The sequence below is a fragment of the Actinoplanes sp. NPDC024001 genome (assembly GCF_040638955.1).
Classification (GTDB): Bacteria; Actinomycetota; Actinomycetes; order Mycobacteriales; family Micromonosporaceae; genus Actinoplanes.
The window spans coordinates 146,375-163,420 of record NZ_JBEZZB010000002.1; the positions used below are offsets into that span (position 1 = coordinate 146,375).

General features: G+C 70.0%; 11 protein-coding genes. 6 read left to right on the top strand and 5 right to left on the bottom strand.

Features of this window, described 5'->3' with window-relative positions:
• Positions 1–26 precede the first annotated feature (26 nt).
• Both AB0F81_RS01800 and AB0F81_RS01805 read left to right on the top strand, forming a co-directional pair.
• Positions 27–1,589: an APC family permease gene (locus tag AB0F81_RS01800; protein WP_360189304.1), complete on the top strand. Its 1,563-nt coding sequence runs from the start codon at positions 27–29 to the stop codon at positions 1,587–1,589.
• A 24-nt stretch (positions 1,590–1,613) separates the two neighbouring features.
• Complete coding sequence (locus AB0F81_RS01805) at positions 1,614–2,228, top strand: GNAT family N-acetyltransferase (RefSeq protein WP_360189307.1); 615 nt, start codon at positions 1,614–1,616, stop codon at positions 2,226–2,228.
• Between the two features lie 17 nt (positions 2,229–2,245).
• Here the strand turns inward: AB0F81_RS01805 and AB0F81_RS01810 are convergent, their stop codons facing one another.
• Positions 2,246–2,800, bottom strand: coding sequence for a GNAT family N-acetyltransferase (locus AB0F81_RS01810; RefSeq protein ID WP_360189310.1), 555 nt, complete (start codon positions 2,798–2,800; stop codon positions 2,246–2,248).
• Positions 2,801–3,422: 622 nt separating this feature from the next.
• On the opposite strand from AB0F81_RS01810, the gene AB0F81_RS01815 reads away from it, so the two are divergent.
• A complete protein-coding gene (locus tag AB0F81_RS01815) occupies positions 3,423–5,099 on the top strand; it encodes a cellulase family glycosylhydrolase (RefSeq protein ID WP_360189312.1) in 1,677 nt (558 codons plus the stop codon).
• 51 nt (positions 5,100–5,150) lie between these two features.
• On the opposite strand, the gene AB0F81_RS01820 is transcribed toward AB0F81_RS01815, so the two are convergent.
• The 3 genes from AB0F81_RS01820 to AB0F81_RS01830 all read right to left on the bottom strand — a co-directional run bounded on the left by AB0F81_RS01820 (position 5,151) and on the right by AB0F81_RS01830 (position 11,104).
• Positions 5,151–5,786 (bottom strand): LysE family translocator, encoded by a 636-nt coding sequence (locus AB0F81_RS01820; RefSeq protein ID WP_360189315.1) that lies wholly within the window; start codon positions 5,784–5,786, stop codon positions 5,151–5,153.
• Between the two features lie 1,088 nt (positions 5,787–6,874).
• Positions 6,875–9,730 (bottom strand): glycoside hydrolase family 3 C-terminal domain-containing protein, encoded by a 2,856-nt coding sequence (locus AB0F81_RS01825; protein WP_360189318.1) that lies wholly within the window; start codon positions 9,728–9,730, stop codon positions 6,875–6,877.
• Between the two features lie 201 nt (positions 9,731–9,931).
• Entirely contained in the window at positions 9,932–11,104 is a 1,173-nt protein-coding gene (locus tag AB0F81_RS01830) for an ROK family protein (protein WP_360189320.1), read from the bottom strand.
• A 173-nt stretch (positions 11,105–11,277) separates the two neighbouring features.
• Between AB0F81_RS01830 and AB0F81_RS01835 the strand changes: the two genes are divergently transcribed.
• The 3 genes from AB0F81_RS01835 to AB0F81_RS01845 are packed head-to-tail and all read left to right on the top strand — an operon-like array spanning position 11,278 to position 14,881.
• The gene (locus AB0F81_RS01835; RefSeq protein WP_360189323.1) at positions 11,278–12,945 is read left to right on the top strand and encodes an extracellular solute-binding protein; all 1,668 of its coding nucleotides are present in this window, start codon (positions 11,278–11,280) and stop codon (positions 12,943–12,945) included.
• The gene (locus AB0F81_RS01840) at positions 12,942–13,943 is read left to right on the top strand and encodes an ABC transporter permease subunit (protein ID WP_360189326.1); all 1,002 of its coding nucleotides are present in this window, start codon (positions 12,942–12,944) and stop codon (positions 13,941–13,943) included. Before AB0F81_RS01835 ends, AB0F81_RS01840 begins: the two co-directional genes overlap by 4 nt.
• The gene (locus AB0F81_RS01845) at positions 13,940–14,881 is read left to right on the top strand and encodes a carbohydrate ABC transporter permease (protein ID WP_360189329.1); all 942 of its coding nucleotides are present in this window, start codon (positions 13,940–13,942) and stop codon (positions 14,879–14,881) included. The genes AB0F81_RS01840 and AB0F81_RS01845 overlap by 4 nt, the downstream gene beginning before the upstream one ends.
• On the opposite strand, the gene AB0F81_RS01850 is transcribed toward AB0F81_RS01845, so the two are convergent.
• On the bottom strand, positions 14,871–17,003 hold the full coding sequence (locus AB0F81_RS01850; protein WP_360189332.1) for a glycoside hydrolase N-terminal domain-containing protein: 2,133 nt from the start codon (positions 17,001–17,003) through the stop codon (positions 14,871–14,873). The genes AB0F81_RS01845 and AB0F81_RS01850 overlap by 11 nt on opposite strands.
• Positions 17,004–17,046 lie beyond the last annotated feature (43 nt).

Here is a 17,046-nt window from a genome sequence, read left to right on the forward strand (position 1 = left end):
GGCGCCACCATCTCCACCAGCACAACATGGACCAGTGGGCCGGGCGGCTGTTGGTGGACCGCAAGCGACCCAGCGAGCCGGACATCATCACCCGGGCGCTGGCCAGCAACCGTATGGGTGTCGCCTCCGTGGTCTTCTTCGGAGTCGCGGGTGCCGCACCGCTCACCGTGATCATCGGTTCGATCTCGGCCATCTACGCGATCCAGGGCAGCACCGCAGTTCCGGTCGCCTACCTGGTCGTGGCGGGCATCCTGTCGCTGTTCACCGTCGGCTTCGTGGCGATGAGCCGGCACATCGTCAACTCCGGCGCCTTCTACTCGTACATCAGTCACGGATTGGGCCGGGTGGTCGGCGTTGGCGCGGCCTTCGTGGCACTGCCCGCGTACTCGTTGATGCAGATCGGGTTGTTCGGGCTGTTCGGCGTGGTCGCTTCCGGCATCCTTGCGGAGTTCGGCCTGGCCGCGTCGTGGTATGCGTGCGCCCTGGTGGCCTGGGCTCTGGTGGCCGTGCTCGGTGCGCTCTGGGTCGACCTGAGCGGACGGGTGCTGGCCGTGCTGCTGGTCGCCGAGATCAGCATCGTTCTGCTCTACGACCTGGTCATGGTGTCGAACCCGGCGGGCGGTTCGATCAGCTTCGCCACGTTGTCGCCGGCGCCGATGCTCACCCCGGTCGTGGGAACGCTGCTGGTGCTGGCCATCGCGGGATTCGTCGGCTTCGAAGCGACGGTCGTCCTCTCCGAGGAGGCGCGCGACCCCAAGCGGACCATCGCCCGCGCGACCCACCTCGCGGTGCTTCTCGCCGGCGTGCTGTGCGGCATCTCCGCCTGGGCGATGTCGGTGAACACCGGACCCGATCAGATCCTTGCGGTCGCCGCCGAGCACCAGACCGATCTGGTCTTCACCCTCGTCGGCCCGCACCTGCCGGCCGTGCTCGTCGACATCGGCTACGTCCTGTTCATGACGAGTGTCTTCGCTGCGCTGCTCGCCTTCCACGCCGCGGTGGCCCGGTACCAGTTCGCACTCGGCCGGGAGGGTGTTCTGCCGTCGGCCTGGGGTTACACGCATCCGCGTACCGGTGCGCCGCTGCTCGGCTCGATCACCCAGAGCGTGCTGGCGCTGGTCGTCATCAGCGCGTATGCGCTGGCCGGTGCGGAGCCGCTGCTCTACCTCTTCGCCTGGTTGACGACCATCGGCGGCCTCGGTGTGCTGATCCTGATGTGGTCGGCGTCCGCCTCGGTGATCGCCTTCTTCCAGCACCATCGCCGTGGCGAGAACATCTGGCGTGCCTACGTCGCCCCGTTCCTGGCGTTCCTGCTGCTCTCCATCGTGCTGGCGGCGACGATCATCGGATTCGGCGATCTGCTGCAGGTTCCCGCCGGCTCACCGTTCCGCTGGCTGTTCCCCGTGGCCTACCTCGTGGTCGCCGCGATCGGGTTCATCTGGGCACTGATCATGCGAGTCGTCCGTCCGGACGTGTACGCGGCGATCGGCCGCGGTGCCGACGTGCGGGTGACCACGCCGGCCGAGAGCGACTTCCCGGAGGCGCTACCGCCAGCAACGCCGGTGGGTTCGCGCGGCTACCACTACTGAAGTCTGGACCGAGAAAGGAAATCGATGACGTACGCCATCCAGGAACTGGTCATCCGGGACGTCACCCCGGTCGACACTGACGAGATAACCGACCTCGTCGCCGAGGCGATGCGTGACGGTCCCGTCGCCCGGTGGCTGCATGCCGATCCTGACGTACGCCGCCGGGAAGCACCCCACTACTTCGCGATCTTCGTGGATCACGCCACGCGTTACGGCGAGGTCTACGCCACCGCCGATGCGGAGAGCGGCCGTCTCAGCGGCGTCGCCCTCTGGTTCCCGCTGACCTCGCTGATCCCGCCGCCCGTCGATTACGAGCGCCGGCTCAAGGAGGCGGCCGGGGATGCGTTCGATCGCGCCTGCCAACTCGACGCCGCGATCGAATCGCACCACCCGTTCGAACCGCATCACTACTTGGCGTTCTTGGCCGTGCATCCGAAGGACCAGAATCGGGGCATCGGGAGCGCTCTGCTCGACCGTCACCACGCCCGGCTCGACCACGCCGGGATCCCGGCCTATCTGGAGGCCAATGATCCCCGTAACCGTGACCTGTACCTGCGGCACGGTTATCAGATCCGGTCGGTGATCGAGCTACCCGACGGGCCTCCGCTCTGGACAATGTGGAGGGCGCCTATGGCATGACCGATATTGCATCCCGCTCAAGCGGCGGAGGGGAACTCGTACAGCCAGAATGACTGCTGGTCGATGCGGTTGAAGCGCATGTTGTTGTTGCACAGCCGGCCCACCATGAGCCGGAAGATGCGGGACATGTGTCGCACCTCGTCGTTGTAGGTGCAGATGTCCAGACCGACCAGGCCGTTCTGGGTGGCCGCCACCAGGTACATCTGCTCGACCATTTGCGCGAAGGCGTCCCGGCCCTGGGCATGGGGGCTGACCGCGACGAACACGATGTACCAGATCCTCCGGGCCGCGTAGTGCTCGGGCCAGTGGCGCTCGAAGTACTGCGGCGCGATCAACGGGATGGCATCGAGGTCGTTGGTGTAGCAGGCAATCCCGGAGAGGGTGCCGTCTTCTTCCAAGGCAAGGTACTTGTCGATCCGGGTGTCTCGCATGACCTCGTCGAATTCGGACCGGTACATGAGGTGCCGTTGAGCGGCGAGGGTATTCAACTCCTCGAAGCAGTCCTGGTAGAGGTTCCAGGCGGCCTCATGCAGTTGTCCGTCGGTGATCTGGTCGACGACTTTGACAAGCATCGCTGCCCTCCCCGCGGGCCCCGTGCGGAGCTGCCGCTTCATCGCACTGATGTAGATCGATGACAGGTGACCATCAGAGTACGAAGCGCAATAGCTCCATGACAATGCGTGCCGATTAATTTAACGTGCCAATTCCAGATTGGAGGGATGCCGTTCGCAAGATGTCCTGTGCAACTTGCAAAGTTGCAGGTAGAAGCCGGATCGTACCCGCCTGTGCCATCGTCGGCAATTCGTGAGCGGAAGGGCCTGAATCGGTTTCGGAAAGAGTTCAGTATTCCGTGAGTCAGCCTTTCTGTGGAATGCATCGAGTACTGGCCTTCGTGCGTGGAACCGCGTGCGTTCGCCTATGCGGATCGCCGGTGGCGGCTCACCCTTCGACGACGGGGCGGGTCAGACGGTTGTGGGCCATCCCGGTGAGGAGCGCATCCCCCGCTCGCCGGGATGGCCCTCTGCCGTACGGGTCCATCGATTGACATAGTTTGGCCTCCAAACATAATCTGCCGAGATCAGAGCGGGAGCGCTCCCAGTTGGCGCACTCCCGCATCCGCGCGTCCTCACCAGGAGCGTCATGTCGCGTCCACTCGGCAAGCGAGGTAAGCGAAGCAAGCGAGGCTCGCTAGGCATGCGAGGCATCGGCCTCGTCCTCGCCATGATCACGGGGCTCGGTCTCATCACCGGCGGCGGCGCGCAGGCCGCGGCGGAGCGGGAAGCGGTGCGCACGCCCGCGCAGGCGGTCGCCGCTATGCAGCCCGGCTGGAACCTCGGCAACACCTTCGACTCGACCGGGGCGGACGAGACGTCGTGGGGCAACCCGCGGGTCACCCCGGAACTGCTCGAGAACATCCGTGCCCAGGGCTTCAAGAGCATCCGCATTCCGGTGACCTGGGGACAGCACCAGGGGCCGGCGCCCGACTACGCGATCGACCCGGCGTACCTGCAGCGGGTCAAGGAGGTGGTGGGCTGGGCGCTCGACGACGGCTTCTACGTGATGCTGAACATCCACCACGACTCGTGGCAGTGGATCAACAGCATGCCGTCGGACCACGACACCGTGCTGGCCCGCTACAACGCGATCTGGACCCAGGTCGCCACGGCCTTCCGGGACGCCTCGCCGCGGCTGGTGCTGGAGAGCGTCAACGAGCCGCAGTTCAACGGCGGTGACCCGGCCGCGCTGCTGGCCGAGCTGAACACGTCCTTCCACCGGATCGTGCGCGGCACCGGCGGCGGCAACGCGACGCGCCTGCTCGTGCTGCCCACCCTGCACACCTCGGCCGACCAGGTCCATCTGGACAACCTGACCGCGACGTTCGCCGCCCTGAACGATCCGAACCTGATCGCGACCGTGCACTACTACGGGTACTGGCCGTTCAGCGTCAACGTGGCCGGCGGCTACCGGTTCGACGCCACCGCGCAGCAGGACCTGCTGGACATGTTCGCCCGGGTCCACGCGTCCTTCGTCGCCAAGGGCATCCCGGTGGTCATCGGCGAATACGGCCTGCTCGGATTCGACCGGCACACCGGCACCATCGAACAGGGCGAGAAGCTCAAGTTCTTCGAACTGTTCGGCGCGCAGGCGCGGGCCCGCAACGTCACCACCATGCTCTGGGACAACGGTCAGCACTTCGACCGCACTGCCGGGGTCTGGCGCGACACCGAACTGTTCGGCCAGATCAGCTCCAGCTGGCGGACCCGTTCCGGCACCGCCGCCAGCGACCTCGTCTTCGTCCGGCGCTCCGCGCCGGTCACCGCGCAGACCATCACCCTCAACCTGAACGGCACCGGTTTCACGCACGTCCGGCTCGGCAACGCCACGCTGCGGCGCGGCCCCGACTACCAGATCTCCGGCGATCAACTCACGCTGACCGCCGGGTTGCTCTCGCGACTGACCAGGACCGAGGGGTACGGGGTACGCGCGTCACTGTCCCTGCGGTTCTCCCGGGGCGTGCCGTGGCGGCTCGACGTGGTCAGCTACGACACCCCGGTCGTCGCCGCGGCCACCGGGGCGACCGCGTCGTTCGCCGTGCCGACCGCCTTCAACGGTGACCGGCTCGCCACCATGACGGCCACCTACGCGGACGGCAGCAATGCCGGGCCGCACGGGTGGACGCCGTACAAGGAGTTCGACCGGGCGTTCGCACCGGACTACACCGCCGGGACGATCAAGCTGACGCCGGACTTCTTCGCCGAGGTCACCGACGGCGCCACGGTCACACTCAAGTTCCACTTCTGGAGCGGCGCGATCCTGACGTACCAGGTCACTCGCTCCGGCAGTGAGGTCACCGGCGCGCCTGCCGCCTGATGTGCTCGCGATGCCGGCGGCCGGAGGGTCGCCGGCATCGCCGTGTGCTCCTCAGGGGGTGGTGGAAGCCGCCAGGCGAAGGCCGAGCGCGATCATCACCGCGCCGGTCGCCGCGTCGAGTGAGCGGCGGACCGCCGGCCGGGACAGGAACCGGCGCAGGGCCGCGACCAGGTGGGCCACCACGGTGAACCAGGCGATCGTGATCACCACCGCGACCAGCGAGAGCAGCAGGACGTCGGCGGCCGTCCCGCCGGCCGGCATGAACTGCGGCAGCACCGCCACGAAGAAGACCCCCGCCTTGGGGTTGAGCACATTGCACAGCAGACCGTCGCGGAACGAGACCCGGACGCGCGCCTCCGCCCGCGGCCCGGCCACCGGATCGAGCGCTCCGCCACCACGGCGCGCGGCGAGCAGCGCGCTGACCCCCAGCCACAGCAGATATGCCGCGCCGGCCATCTTGACCACGGTGAACGCCACCGCGGACGTGGCCAGCAACGCCGCCACCCCCATCGCCGCGGCCACCGACCAGACGAACACCCCGGCCGCGATCCCGGCCGCCGCAGCCATCCCGTGCAGCCGCCCGGCGACCACCGACCGCCGCACCACCACCGCGAAGTCCGGCCCGGGCGATGCCGCCGCCAGCCCGATCACGCCCGCGAACGCCAGCGCCTGCCCCACCGTCGTCATCACGCCTCCCCGTTCCCTCCGCCCCACTCTGTCACGCCCACCACGCCCGGCCATGAACCAAATCAGCCACGCAGTCCTAGCCTCCGGACCACCCAACCCACAGCAGCCGCCCCGCCGCTTCACCCCCGTCACCCCAACCAACACGGCTGACGCCCAGCGCCCCCTCCGCCGCCCGCAGGCAGCAGCCCTGCCGGGCAGCCGGCCGGCCGGGCTGACGGGCAGCGTCCGCTCCTCCGCCCGCATGCAGCCCCACTCGGCAGCCGGCCAGCTGGGCTGACGGGCAGCGTCCGCTCCTCCGCCCGCATGCAGCCCTGCCGGGCAGCCGGTCGGCTCGGCTGACGGGCAGCGTCCGCTCCTCCGCCCGCAGGCAGGCAGCCCCACTGGGCAGCCGGCCAGCTGGGCTGACGCACAGCGCCCGCTTCTTCGCCCGCAGGCAGCCCTGCTGGGCGGCCGGTCGGCTGGGCTGGCGGGCAGCGTCCGCTCCTTTGCCCGCAGGCAGCCCTGCTGGGCGGCCGGTCGGCTGGGCTGGCGGGCAGCGTCCGCTCCTTTGCCCGCAGGCAGCCCTGCTGGGCAGCCGGTCGGCTGGGCTGGCGCGCAGCGATCGCTTCTCCGCCCGGTTTCGCCTGGAGGCAGCGTGGATGGGCCGCCGGTTGGTGAAGCTGGCGGCAATGCCCGCTGCTTTGCCAACAGGGAGCCCTGCTGGGCAGCCGGTCTGTCGGGTCGGCGGAAAGTGCCCGCTCCTTCGGCCGCAGGCAACCCTGCTGGGCAGCTGGTGGGTTCGGCTGGCGGGCAGTGCCTGCTTTTTCGGCCGTAGGCAGCTCTGGTGGGCGGCCGGTTGGGTGGGCTGGCGGGCAGTGCCTGCTTTTTCGGCCGTAGGCAGCTCTGGTGGGCGGCCGGTTGGGTGGGCTGGCGGGCAGTGCCTGCTTTTTCGGCCGCAGGCAGCTCTGGTGGGCGGCCGGTTGGGTGGGCTGGCGGGCAGTGACCGGTGCTTTGGCCGGAAGTGGCGCTGGGCGTCGGGCGGTCAGCGCGGCTGACGCACAGTGCTCGGTTCTTGGGCTGGAGGCAGCGGTGTTGGGCAGCCGGGGGGATCAGGGCTCGAAGGAAAGCTGGGCGACTGTGATGCCGGGGGCGTCGAACTGGAGGAAGACACTGTGGACGCCGGGCACCGGTGGGATGGCGGCGGAAAGCTCGGTCAGGGCCTCCCGGCTGGTGGACTGCGGGATCGGGAGGGTGGCCAGGACTGGACCTGAGTAGGGATCGTCCAGGCGGACGGTGAGCGAACCGCCGTCGAAGGCGGCTGACGCGGTGACTCGGAGGCGGGCCAGGCCGCCGGCGAGGTCGACGTCGTCGAAGACTGCCCAGGCGCCGGCTTCGAGGCTGCGCAAGCCCTCGCCGGGGTCGCCGTCGACGGGGACGGGGGCCGTCTCGGCGTACCCGTCGTTGTCGATCAGGCGCAGGCCGGTGCGCGGGCATCGGGCCGGGATCTGCTCGCCGCGGACGCGCAGCGTCGCGGTGAGGGCCCAGGCGGTGCTGGAGCTGCCCACCGCGATGGTGTGGCCGGCGTCCTCGACGACCCAGCGTGACCGGGTGACGTCCCAGATCGCCAGGTCGGCGACGGCGAGCCGGAGCTGGACCGTGGTGCGTTCGCCGGGGGCCAGCCGGACCCGCTGGTAGCCGCGCAGCCGGCGCACCGGCTGCTTGACCCGGGACCGCTGCTGCCGGGTGTAGAGCTGCACCACCTCGTCACCGGCTCGGTCGCCGATGTTGACGACGTCGACGGTGACCGTCAACCGGTCGCCCTCCCCGGCGCGGCCGGTGCTCAGGCGTAGGTTCTCGTAGCGGAACGTGGTGTAGCTCAGGCCGTGGCCGAACGGGAACAGCGGAGCGCCCCGGTAGTAGAGGTAGGTGGCGTCGGCCGCCACGATGTCGTAGTCGAGCAGGTCGGGCAGGTCGCCGCCGTCGTGGTACCAGGTCTGGGTGAGCCGGCCGGCCGGGCCGACCGGATTGCCGGCCGGGTCGCTGCCGAACAGGACGTCGGCCAGGGCGTCGCCGTGCTCCTGCCCGCCGTGCGCGGACCAGAGCAGCGCGGGCAGGTGCTCCCGGGCCCAGCCGACCGCGTACGGATAGCTGCTGGTCAGCACCAGGACGGTACGCGGGTTGGCGTCCGCGACCGCCCGCATCAGGTCGTCTTGCGTGCCGGGCAGGGCGAGGTCGCGCCGGTCCTCGGTCTCCCGGCCGGCGACCAGCGGATGGTTCCCGAGGGCGAGCAGCACCACGTCCGCCTCGGCGGCCACTGCGGCGGCCGCGGCCACCCCGTCGAACAGCAGGTCCACAGTGAACACGGTCGCGTCGACGGCGCCGGCGGCGGAGGTCCGGACCAGCCCGTCGGCGCCGGCCGCCACATACTGCCCGCTCTGCACGTGCCGCAGCAGCACCCCGTCTCCGACCGGCTCGAACTGGAACGTCTCGCGGACCTCCCAGCCGTTCGGGCCGGGCCGGTCGTTGATCAGCAGGTGCGGTTTCGGGCCGAGACCGTCGGCGCCGACGTGCCGGCCGTTGGCGACCGCGCGCAGTGAGAACGTCTCCTGACCCCAGTCGAGCAGGTCGAACAGCGCGTCGTCAGGGGTGCCGTCGGCTGCCCGTACCGAAAGGGGTCCGTCCGGGCCTGCGGTGAGCAGGCCGGCGGCGCAGCGCAGGGCGATGCGGTCGACGCCCTCGTGGTGCAGCACCGAGCCGGCGCCGATTCGCGAAGCGATCGCGTCGCGCAGTGTCCGGCGGTACGGCGGAGTCCCGCTGTACCAGTCGTCGAACGTGGCGTCCGCGAGCGGCCCGATCACCGCGACCCGGCCCACCCGGACCGCGTCCAGGGGGAGGATGCCGTCGTTGCTGAGCAGCACCGCCGCCGCGCGGGCCGTCTCCCGGGCGAGCGCGCGGTGCTCGGCGCAGTCGATCACCTCGGGGCCGATCCCGGCGTACGGATCCTCCTCCGGGTTGAACTCCCCGAGCCGCACCCGCACCGACAGGATGTGCCGCACCGCCTCGTCCACATCGGACTCACTGAGCAGACCGGTCCGCACCGCGGTGGTGAGCCGTTCGATGGTGGCGTCGTGGTCCTCGGTGAGGCAGTCGATGCCGGCCCGGATCGCCGCGGCGAACCCGGCCACGTGGTCGTCGTGCCAGTGCTGGTCGCCGGCGAGGTTGTGCACGGCCCACGCGTCGCCGACGACCATGACGTCGTCCGCGGTCCACGACCGCAGCGTCTCGTTGATCAGCGGGCTGAGGTGGGCCGGCCGCCCGTTGACCAGGTTGTACGACGCCATCACAGCGACCGCCGCCCCGTCGGCGAGGGCCGGGCGGAAGGCGGGCAGTTCGTACTCGTGCAGCACCCGGGGCGGCAGGTTGCTGGAGGTGAGGCAGCGGCCGGTCTCGTTGTTGTAGCCGAGGAAGTGCTTGAGCGTGGGCGCGGTGCGCAGCCAGAACGGGTGGTCGCCGCGCAGCCCGCCCGCGTAGGCCGTGCTCAGCACCCCGGTCAGCCAGGGATCCTCGGCGAAACCTTCCTCGTTGCGGCCCCACCGGGGATCGCGCAGCAGGTTCACCACCGGCGCCCAGACGTTGAGGCCGACGTTGTCCGGGTCGCGGTGATGCATGGCACGAACTTCGGTGCCGACGGCCGTGCCGACGCGGCGCAGCAGGTCCGCGTCCCAGGTGCTGGCCAGCCCGACCGCCTGGGGGAAGGCGGTGGCGGTGCCGAGCCAGGCGACGCCGTGCAGGGCCTCGGTGCCGGTGCGGAAGCCGGCGATGCCGAGCCCCGGCACGGGGGCTTGCTGCTGGTGGAGCAGGGCAATCTTCTCCGCCAGGCTGAGCCGGCCCAGAAGGTCGGCGACCCGGGTGGCGAGTTTCTGCTGCGGGTCACGAAAAACGATGCGAGTGGGGGAATCGATCACAACGTGTTCCTTCGGGCCGAGCAACCGTGTCGAAGCGCTTCGACAATGAGGCGAGCGAGTGGGTTTCGCGGATGTTTCGGTCGGGGTTCCCTGAGGCTCGCACCCCGTTTCGACTTGGTCAAGGCGCTGCGGCCATGTTTGACCATCGATTCGATGCGCTTCGACGCGACCCGAACGCCATCCGGCCGCGTCGATGTGACCTCAGGCGGGAAGGGCTCCGGTGTCCACCCGGTCCAGGTGGGTGACCGCGCCGCCGAGCGCCGCGGCGTGCAGCCCGAGAGTGGACGCGATCAGGCGGGCACCCCCGGCGTCCGGCGCCAGCGTGTGCCGGGCCAGCTCGGTCCCGGCGGCCGGGATCAGCCACTCGGCCAGCGTGGCGTAGTGGTCGCCGAGCACGATCAGCTCCGGGTTCACCAGGTTGGCCAGCAGGGCGAGCCCCTGGCCGAGGTGGCAGCCGGTGTCGCGCAGCGCGGCCAGCGTGGTGCCGTCGCCGGCCCGCGCCCGCACCGCCACCAGCTCGACCGCCGGAGACAGGTCGCCGGAGGGGTCGAGGTCGGGCAGGGCGCGGCGGACCAGCGGCTCGATGCCGGCCAGGTCCTGCAGTGTGGGCGCGCCGGCCGGGCCGAGCGCGAACCGTCCGATCTGGCCGGTGAAACCGTGTGCGCCCCGCAACGGCCGGCCGTCGACGATCAGGCCCGCCTCGACGCCGACGGCGCCGCTGACATAGGTGAGGTTCGCCCCGCCCGGATGTCCGCCGTACCGCAACTCGGCGACCGCGGCGAGGCCGGCGTGGTTCGCCACCGCGACGGCCAGGTCGGTCTGCCGCAGTGAGCCGGCGAGCAGGCCGTGCAGGTCGAGGTCGGCCCAGCCCAGGGGAGGGGAGAGGCGCACGGTGGCGCCGTCGGCGACCAGGCCGGGGACGGCCACGGTCAGGCCGAGCACGTGCCGGCCCTGCTGGCGCACCCGGGAGGCGGCGCGCTGGGCGAGCGCGGTGATCGCGCTGACCGCCCGGCCGGCGCCGGTCGCGGCCGGGCCGCCGTCGAACGCCCGGTGCCAGAGCAGCAGCTGATCGCCGGCGAAGTCCACCGCGAGCGCGGTGAGGCGGTCGGCGGCGACCTGCAGGCCGATCGCCGCATACGCCGAGCCGTCCAGTGCCAGCTCGGTCGCCGGGCGCCCGATCCGATTGCCGGTCAGGCCGGTCTCGCGCAGCAGCCGCTGGTTGATGAGGTCGCTGGTCAGGCTGGAGACGGTTGCCTTGTTGAGGCCGGTGGACGCGGCGATCGAGGCACGCGAGCTGGGGCCGTTGGCGCGCAGGTGGCGCAGCACCACGGCGAGGTTGGTGGCGCGCACGTCGGCGAAGCCGGCCGTCTTCACATCGTCATCTTGCCGCATCACAGCGGTTCGTCGTCTCCCTGATCCCGGTGCCGCACCGATGGGCGCGCTCCCAATCGCTTCTTGTCGCGGGTTCCCGCGTCAGTTAGCTTGTGCTCGATGTATTTAGTTTAGACGCTAGCCAAACTAAACCCATAACGGAAGGGTGGTGCGCCGTGCGTAACCCGAACAGGCGGAGCTTCCTGGGGCTGGTCGGCCTCGGTGCGGCCTCGGTGGCCGGTGGAGGTCTGCTCAGCGGTTGCAGCAAGGACCCCAAGGGCGCGGCCTCGGCGACCAACGCCGAGCAGGCCGCGGGCGTGATCCCCCACCACAAGCCGCTCGAGCTGGTGCCGCCGGACATCAAGGGCGTCCGGCCGGTCGCCGACGGTTACGCGAAGTACCCGGCGAATCTCGTCGACGCGGTCACCGAGAAGGTGGGCAAGACCGGCAAGCCGATCAGCGCCACGGTGCCGTGGTGGGGGCCGGTCCCGCCGACGGCCGGCAACAAACTGATCGAGGCGATCAACGCCGACCTGGGCGTGACGATCAACTTCAGCGTGCAGGACGGCGTCACCTACGGCGACAAGCTGAACGCCATGGTCGGCGCCCGGGACGTGCCCGACCTGCTCTGCATCCCGGGCTGGGAGATCAACAAGCTGGCCCGGTTCTCCGAGGGCGTGCACGTGCTCTTCGAGGACCTCACGCCGTACCTGGCCGGCGACAAGGTCTCGGCCTATCCGCTGCTCGCCAACCTGGACACCGCCTCGTGGCAGGACTCGATCTGGGGCGGCAAGCTGATGGCCATCCCGTTCCCCACCGACAGCCCGTTCGTCAGCGCGCTGTTCTACCGCAAGGACCTCACCGACAAGGCCGGCCTCGAGGCGCCGACCACCATCGACGGGCTGTACGAGTTCGGCAAGAAGCTGAACAACCCGGGCAAGGTTGTGTGGGCCTTCGGCGACCCGTTCGGCGAGGTCCAGCAGATCCTCGGCACGCCCGGCTCGCCGAACGCGCAGGCCGGCTGGGCCCGGACCGCCGACGGCAAGGTGATCCACCGCTACGAGACCGAGCAGTTCCAGCAGGCGGTCGAGTTCACCGCGCGGCTGTTCAAGGAGGGGATGATCCACCCCGACCTGGTCGGCAGCAAGGGCGGCGACGCCAAGACGCTGTTCAAGGGCGGCAAGATCATCGCGTACCCGGACGGCCTCGGCGCCTGGCGCGGAATGCAGAAGGACACTCTCAAGGTCGTTCCCGGCTTCAACATGCAGCCGATGAAGGTGCACGGCGCCACGGCCGGCGCGCCGCCGGTGCGGTGGGGCGGCACCGCCTCGATCATCTGGACCTTCGTCAAGAAGGGGCAGGGCGCCGAACGGGTGGAGGAGCTGCTGCGGGTGCTCAACTACACCGCGGCGCCGTTCGGCACCAAGGAGTACGAACTGCAGAACTACGGCGTCGAGGGCACCCACTTCACCCGTGACTCCAGCAACGCCCCGATCACCAACGACGTGTTCACCAAGGAGTTCGCCAGCCAGTTCGTCTTCCTCGGCGGTCGTCCTCCGGTCATCGTCGGCGGACCGGACGTCGGCAATTACGCGGCCGACATGATCGCCTGGGCCAACGAGGCGGTGCCCTTCCTGGAGAAGAACCCGTGGCAGGGCATCAAGGTCGAGGTTCCGTCGAAGCAGGCGGCGATGGAGAAGCCCACCGAAGACAAGATCAACGACATCCTCCGCGGGCGGCGCCCGGTGAGCGACGTGTCGAAGGTGGTCACCGAGTGGCGTAACGGTGGCGGGGACGAGGCACGCGAGTTCTACGCCAAGGTTCTCTCCGACAACGGCCGATGAGCACGACCGACATGGTCAGGACGGCGGAGCCGGCCCCACCGGGACCGGCTCCGGCGCCTCCTGCGAAGCGCCCCTTCTCGGCGAAGCTGCGCCGGGACTGGCCGCTGCTGCTCATGTGCCTGCCGGCCATGCTGTTGCTGCTGGTCTTCCACTACGTGCCGTCGCTGGGCAACGTCATCGCGTTCCAGGACTACAACCCGTTCGCCGGGGACGGCCCGATCGAGGCGTTCCTCTACAGCGAGTGGATCGGCTTCGGCAACTTCGAGTACCTCTTCCAGCAGCCAGCCTTCTGGGACGCGGTGGGCAACACCCTGTTCATCCTGGTGTTCCAGCTCGTCTTCTACTTCCCGCTGCCGATCGCCCTGGCGATCCTGCTGAACAGCGTGCTCTCGCCGCGGTTGCGCTCGCTCATCCAGAGCGTCGTGTACCTGCCGCACTTCTTCAGCTGGGTGCTGGTGGTCTCGCTGTTCCAGATGATGCTCGGCGGCGCGGGCCTGATCGCCCAGACGATGCGGGAAGCCGGAGTGGCCTCCCCGCCGGACTTCATGACCAACCCGGACACCTTCGTCGCCCTGGTCACCGCGCAGGCGATCTGGAAGGACGCCGGGTGGGGAATGATCATCTTCCTGGCGGCGCTGGCGGCCATCGACCCCAGCCTCTACGAGGCGGCCGCCGCCGACGGCGCCGGCCGGTGGCGCCGGATGTGGCACATCACCCTGCCGGGGCTGCGCCCGACCATCATCCTGCTGCTCATCCTGCGGCTGGGTGACGGGCTCAACGTCGGCTTCGAGCAGTTCATCCTGCAACGGGACGCGGTGGGCCGGCAGGCCGCGGAGGTGCTGGACACCTTCGTCTACTACAACGGCATCGCGATCCAGCAGTTCGGCGTCGGTGCCGCGGCCGGCCTGCTCAAGGTCGTGGTCGGGATCGTCCTGATCCTGACCGCCAACAAGATCGCCCACCGGTTCGGCGAGCAAGGGATCTACTCCAAGTCATGAGCGCCAGCGCCTTTCCGCAGAAGCGAACCCGGCCGCGCCGCCCGGTCTGGGAGGAGAAACCCAGCCCGCTCGGGCAGCTCGGCAAGGGCACCGTGCTCACCCTGGTGGTGGCCGCGGTGGTCGTGCCGATCTGGGTGGTCGTGGTCACCAGCCTCTCCTCGGCCAAGACCATCAACGAGGCCGGCGGCTACGTGGTCATCCCGAGGGAGTTCAACCCCTCCGCCTATCTGGCGATCTTCTCGGGCGGGCAGGTCACCGAGGCGATCCTGGTGAGCACCCTGGTCACCACGGCGGGCACGGTGCTCAGCCTGGTCCTCACCGTGCTGGCGGCGTACGGGCTGTCGCGCAGCGGCTCACTGTGGCACCGGCCGATCCTGTTCTTCTTCCTGCTCACCTTCCTGATCCAGCCCGGCATGATCCCGAGCTATCTGGTCGTCACCGGTCTGGGCCTGAAGGACAACCTGCTCGCGCTGATCCTGCCGACCGCGGTGAGCGCCTTCAACCTGGTCGTTCTCCGTGCCTTCTTCATGGGTATCCCGGGCGAGCTGCTGGACAGCGCGCGCATCGACGGCGCCGGCGAGATGCGCATCCTCACCCAGATCGTGCTGCCGCTGTCGAAAGCGGTCACCGCCGTGGTCGGCCTGCTCTACGCGGTCGTCTACTGGAACGCGTTCTTCAACGCGATCCTCTACATCGACCGCAACGACCTCAACCCGGTCCAGCGGGTGCTGCAGCAGTTCATGCTCGCCGGCCAGACCCCGAACGACGTGGGCGCCGGCGCGGTGATGCACATCCCCGGCCTGGGCTACACCACCCCGCCGAGCCTGGCGATCAAGATGGCCGTCGTGGTCGTCACCCTGGTGCCGGCGCTGCTGGTCTACCCCTTCGTCCAGCGCCACTTCACCAAGGGCGTGATCATCGGCGCCGTCAAGGGCTGAGCAGCGAGACCGGTGAGCCGGCGGGGAGGCGCAGCGTCGTCTGCCCGCCGGGGAAGGTCACCTCGACGGTCCGGTCGGTGGGGGAGGTCAGCACCGCGGCCAGGCCGGCCGGAGTCCAGTCCAGGTCGACGGTGACCGGCCCCCGGGCGACCAGGCCGCGCACCCGGCCGGAGGGCCAGGCCGGCGGCAGGGCGGGGAGCAGGCGCAGCCGGGCCACCCCGTCCGGGTCCAGGTCGCGGCTCTGCAGCAGCATCGCCACCACCAGCGCGGGCAGGCCGCCGGCGAGGTCCACGTTGAACATGTGGTCACGGTTGTGGGTGGGCACCAGGCTGGGCCGCCAGTAGGCATCGATGATCCGTTCCAGGGCGGCGTATGCCTCGGCGGCCAGCCCCAGATGGGCCGCTGCCACGCCGAGCAGCGCCAGGCCGTACCCCATCTCGTCGGAGGCCTCGCTCAGCCACCACCGCAAGCGGGCCCGCACCGCCCGCGCCGCGGCGGCACGCAGTGCCGGATCCGCGTCGACCGCCGGGTCACCGGCGTAGAAGAACGGGTAGAGGTGGCTGCAGTGCCGGTGCTCGTGGTTCTCCGGGAACCGCGGATCGATCCACTCGGCCAGCTCGCCGGCGTCGTTGATCCGATAGGGCGGCAACGCCGCCAGCAAGGCCCGCCACCTCGGCGCGTCCGGATCGTCGAGGCCCAGCGTGGTGGTGATCAGCAGAAGGCTCCGGAGCAGGTCGGCGACCACCTGTGCGTCCATCGTGGCATTGACGGTGGCCTGCTCGCGACCACCGGCCGGATCGTTCTCCGGAGAATAGGACGGGCTGAAACGCGCCCGGCCGTCGACAACCTCGGCGAACGCGAGATGAAACGACGCGACCTCGCGCAGGTAGGGCAGGGCGCGGGAAGACAGAAACGTCCGATCGCCGGTGTGCTGCCAGTAGTCCAGGTAGAGGCGGCCCAGCCAGGCGGCCCCGGCGGTCCAGAAGGTCAGGCACCAGACCGGCCCGAAATGGTTCTGTCGGCCGTGCGTGCCGAGGTGGGCGGGCGCGTAGCGGCCGGGCAGGCCGTAGAGGCGCCGGGCGTTCTCCCGGAAGTCGTCGCGCACGGCGTCGAGCAGGTCGAACAGCGGCGGCATCAACTCCGGCGTGCCGGTGGAGTGCACCGCGAGCAGTGCGGCCTGCAGGTTGCCGTCGATGGTCCAGCCGCTGCGCCACGGCGGCGAATAGGTGCCGCTCCAGACGCCCTGCAGGGTGGGCGGCCGGGTGCCGGTGCTGCTGATGATCGCGTAGCGGCCGGCGTCGAAGAGACGTTGCGCCGGTGCGCCGCCGAGGTCCAGCGAGACCCGCTCGAACAGGTCCTGGTGGATCGCCGCGTGCGCCTGCAGCAGGTCGTCGAAGCTGCCCGACGGCAGCTCGGCCAGGGCGGACGCGGGCGCGCGCAGGCCGGTCGCGGTGCGCGCCACGAGCAAGACCGATTCCGGCGTACGGCGACAGCGCACCGCCACGGTGAAGCCGTCGAGGGCACCCTCCCACGCGGCGTCGAACCGTCCAGTGAGGACCAGGTCGTCACCGAGCTCGTCGACCGAGAAGTCGATCGGCCGTTCCGGGACGCCGTCGATCGGCGCGATCCGGACCGTCCCGCCGGTGCCGGTGATCCGCACGATCAGCGCGTCCGCGGCCCGGGAGACGAAGGCGTCGCAGGTGACGCCGGCCCATTGCTGGCGCACGACGCCGGTGCTGAAGTCGGTGCCGCGCGAGTATCCGCCACCGGGGGAGGCGGGCGTGAAGGTGATGGTGGCGGCCCCGATCAACGGGTCGATCCAGCGCGTCTCGGCGTACCCCGGATGCTCCTGAACGGCGAGGTCGCAGACCGCTCGCGCCGCGTCGCCGAACCGGTCGGCGGCGAGAAGCTCGCGCAACCGCGGCAGCGCCGCGGCGGTCGCCGGCGCCGGCAGCGGCTCGGTGACCGGCTGGAAGAGGTCCTCGTGGGCGAGGGTGAACCGCAGCGCGGCGGGTGAGCCGTAGCAGAGGGCGCCCTGCCGGCCGTTGCCACTGATCAGCGCGCGCTCCCAGTCCTCCGTGCTCTCGATGTCGCGGAAGGACGGATTGACTTGGCTCTGCACGGCTCATACTTTGTTTAGAGAGAAAACTAAAGTCAAGGCGGTG

What these genes read in the sequence shown, in the direction of transcription:
- AB0F81_RS01800 (WP_360189304.1), top strand. Translation starts at nt 27, where the DNA reads ATGGACCAGTGGGCCGGGCGGCTGTTGGTGGACCGCAAGCGACCCAGC.
- AB0F81_RS01805 (WP_360189307.1), top strand. Translation starts at nt 1,614, where the DNA reads ATGACGTACGCCATCCAGGAACTGGTCATCCGGGACGTCACCCCGGTC.
- AB0F81_RS01810 (WP_360189310.1), bottom strand. Translation starts at nt 2,800, where the DNA reads ATGCTTGTCAAAGTCGTCGACCAGATCACCGACGGACAACTGCATGAG.
- AB0F81_RS01815 (WP_360189312.1), top strand. Translation starts at nt 3,423, where the DNA reads ATGCGAGGCATCGGCCTCGTCCTCGCCATGATCACGGGGCTCGGTCTC.
- AB0F81_RS01820 (WP_360189315.1), bottom strand. Translation starts at nt 5,786, where the DNA reads ATGACGACGGTGGGGCAGGCGCTGGCGTTCGCGGGCGTGATCGGGCTG.
- AB0F81_RS01840 (WP_360189326.1), top strand. Translation starts at nt 12,942, where the DNA reads ATGAGCACGACCGACATGGTCAGGACGGCGGAGCCGGCCCCACCGGGA.
- AB0F81_RS01845 (WP_360189329.1), top strand. Translation starts at nt 13,940, where the DNA reads ATGAGCGCCAGCGCCTTTCCGCAGAAGCGAACCCGGCCGCGCCGCCCG.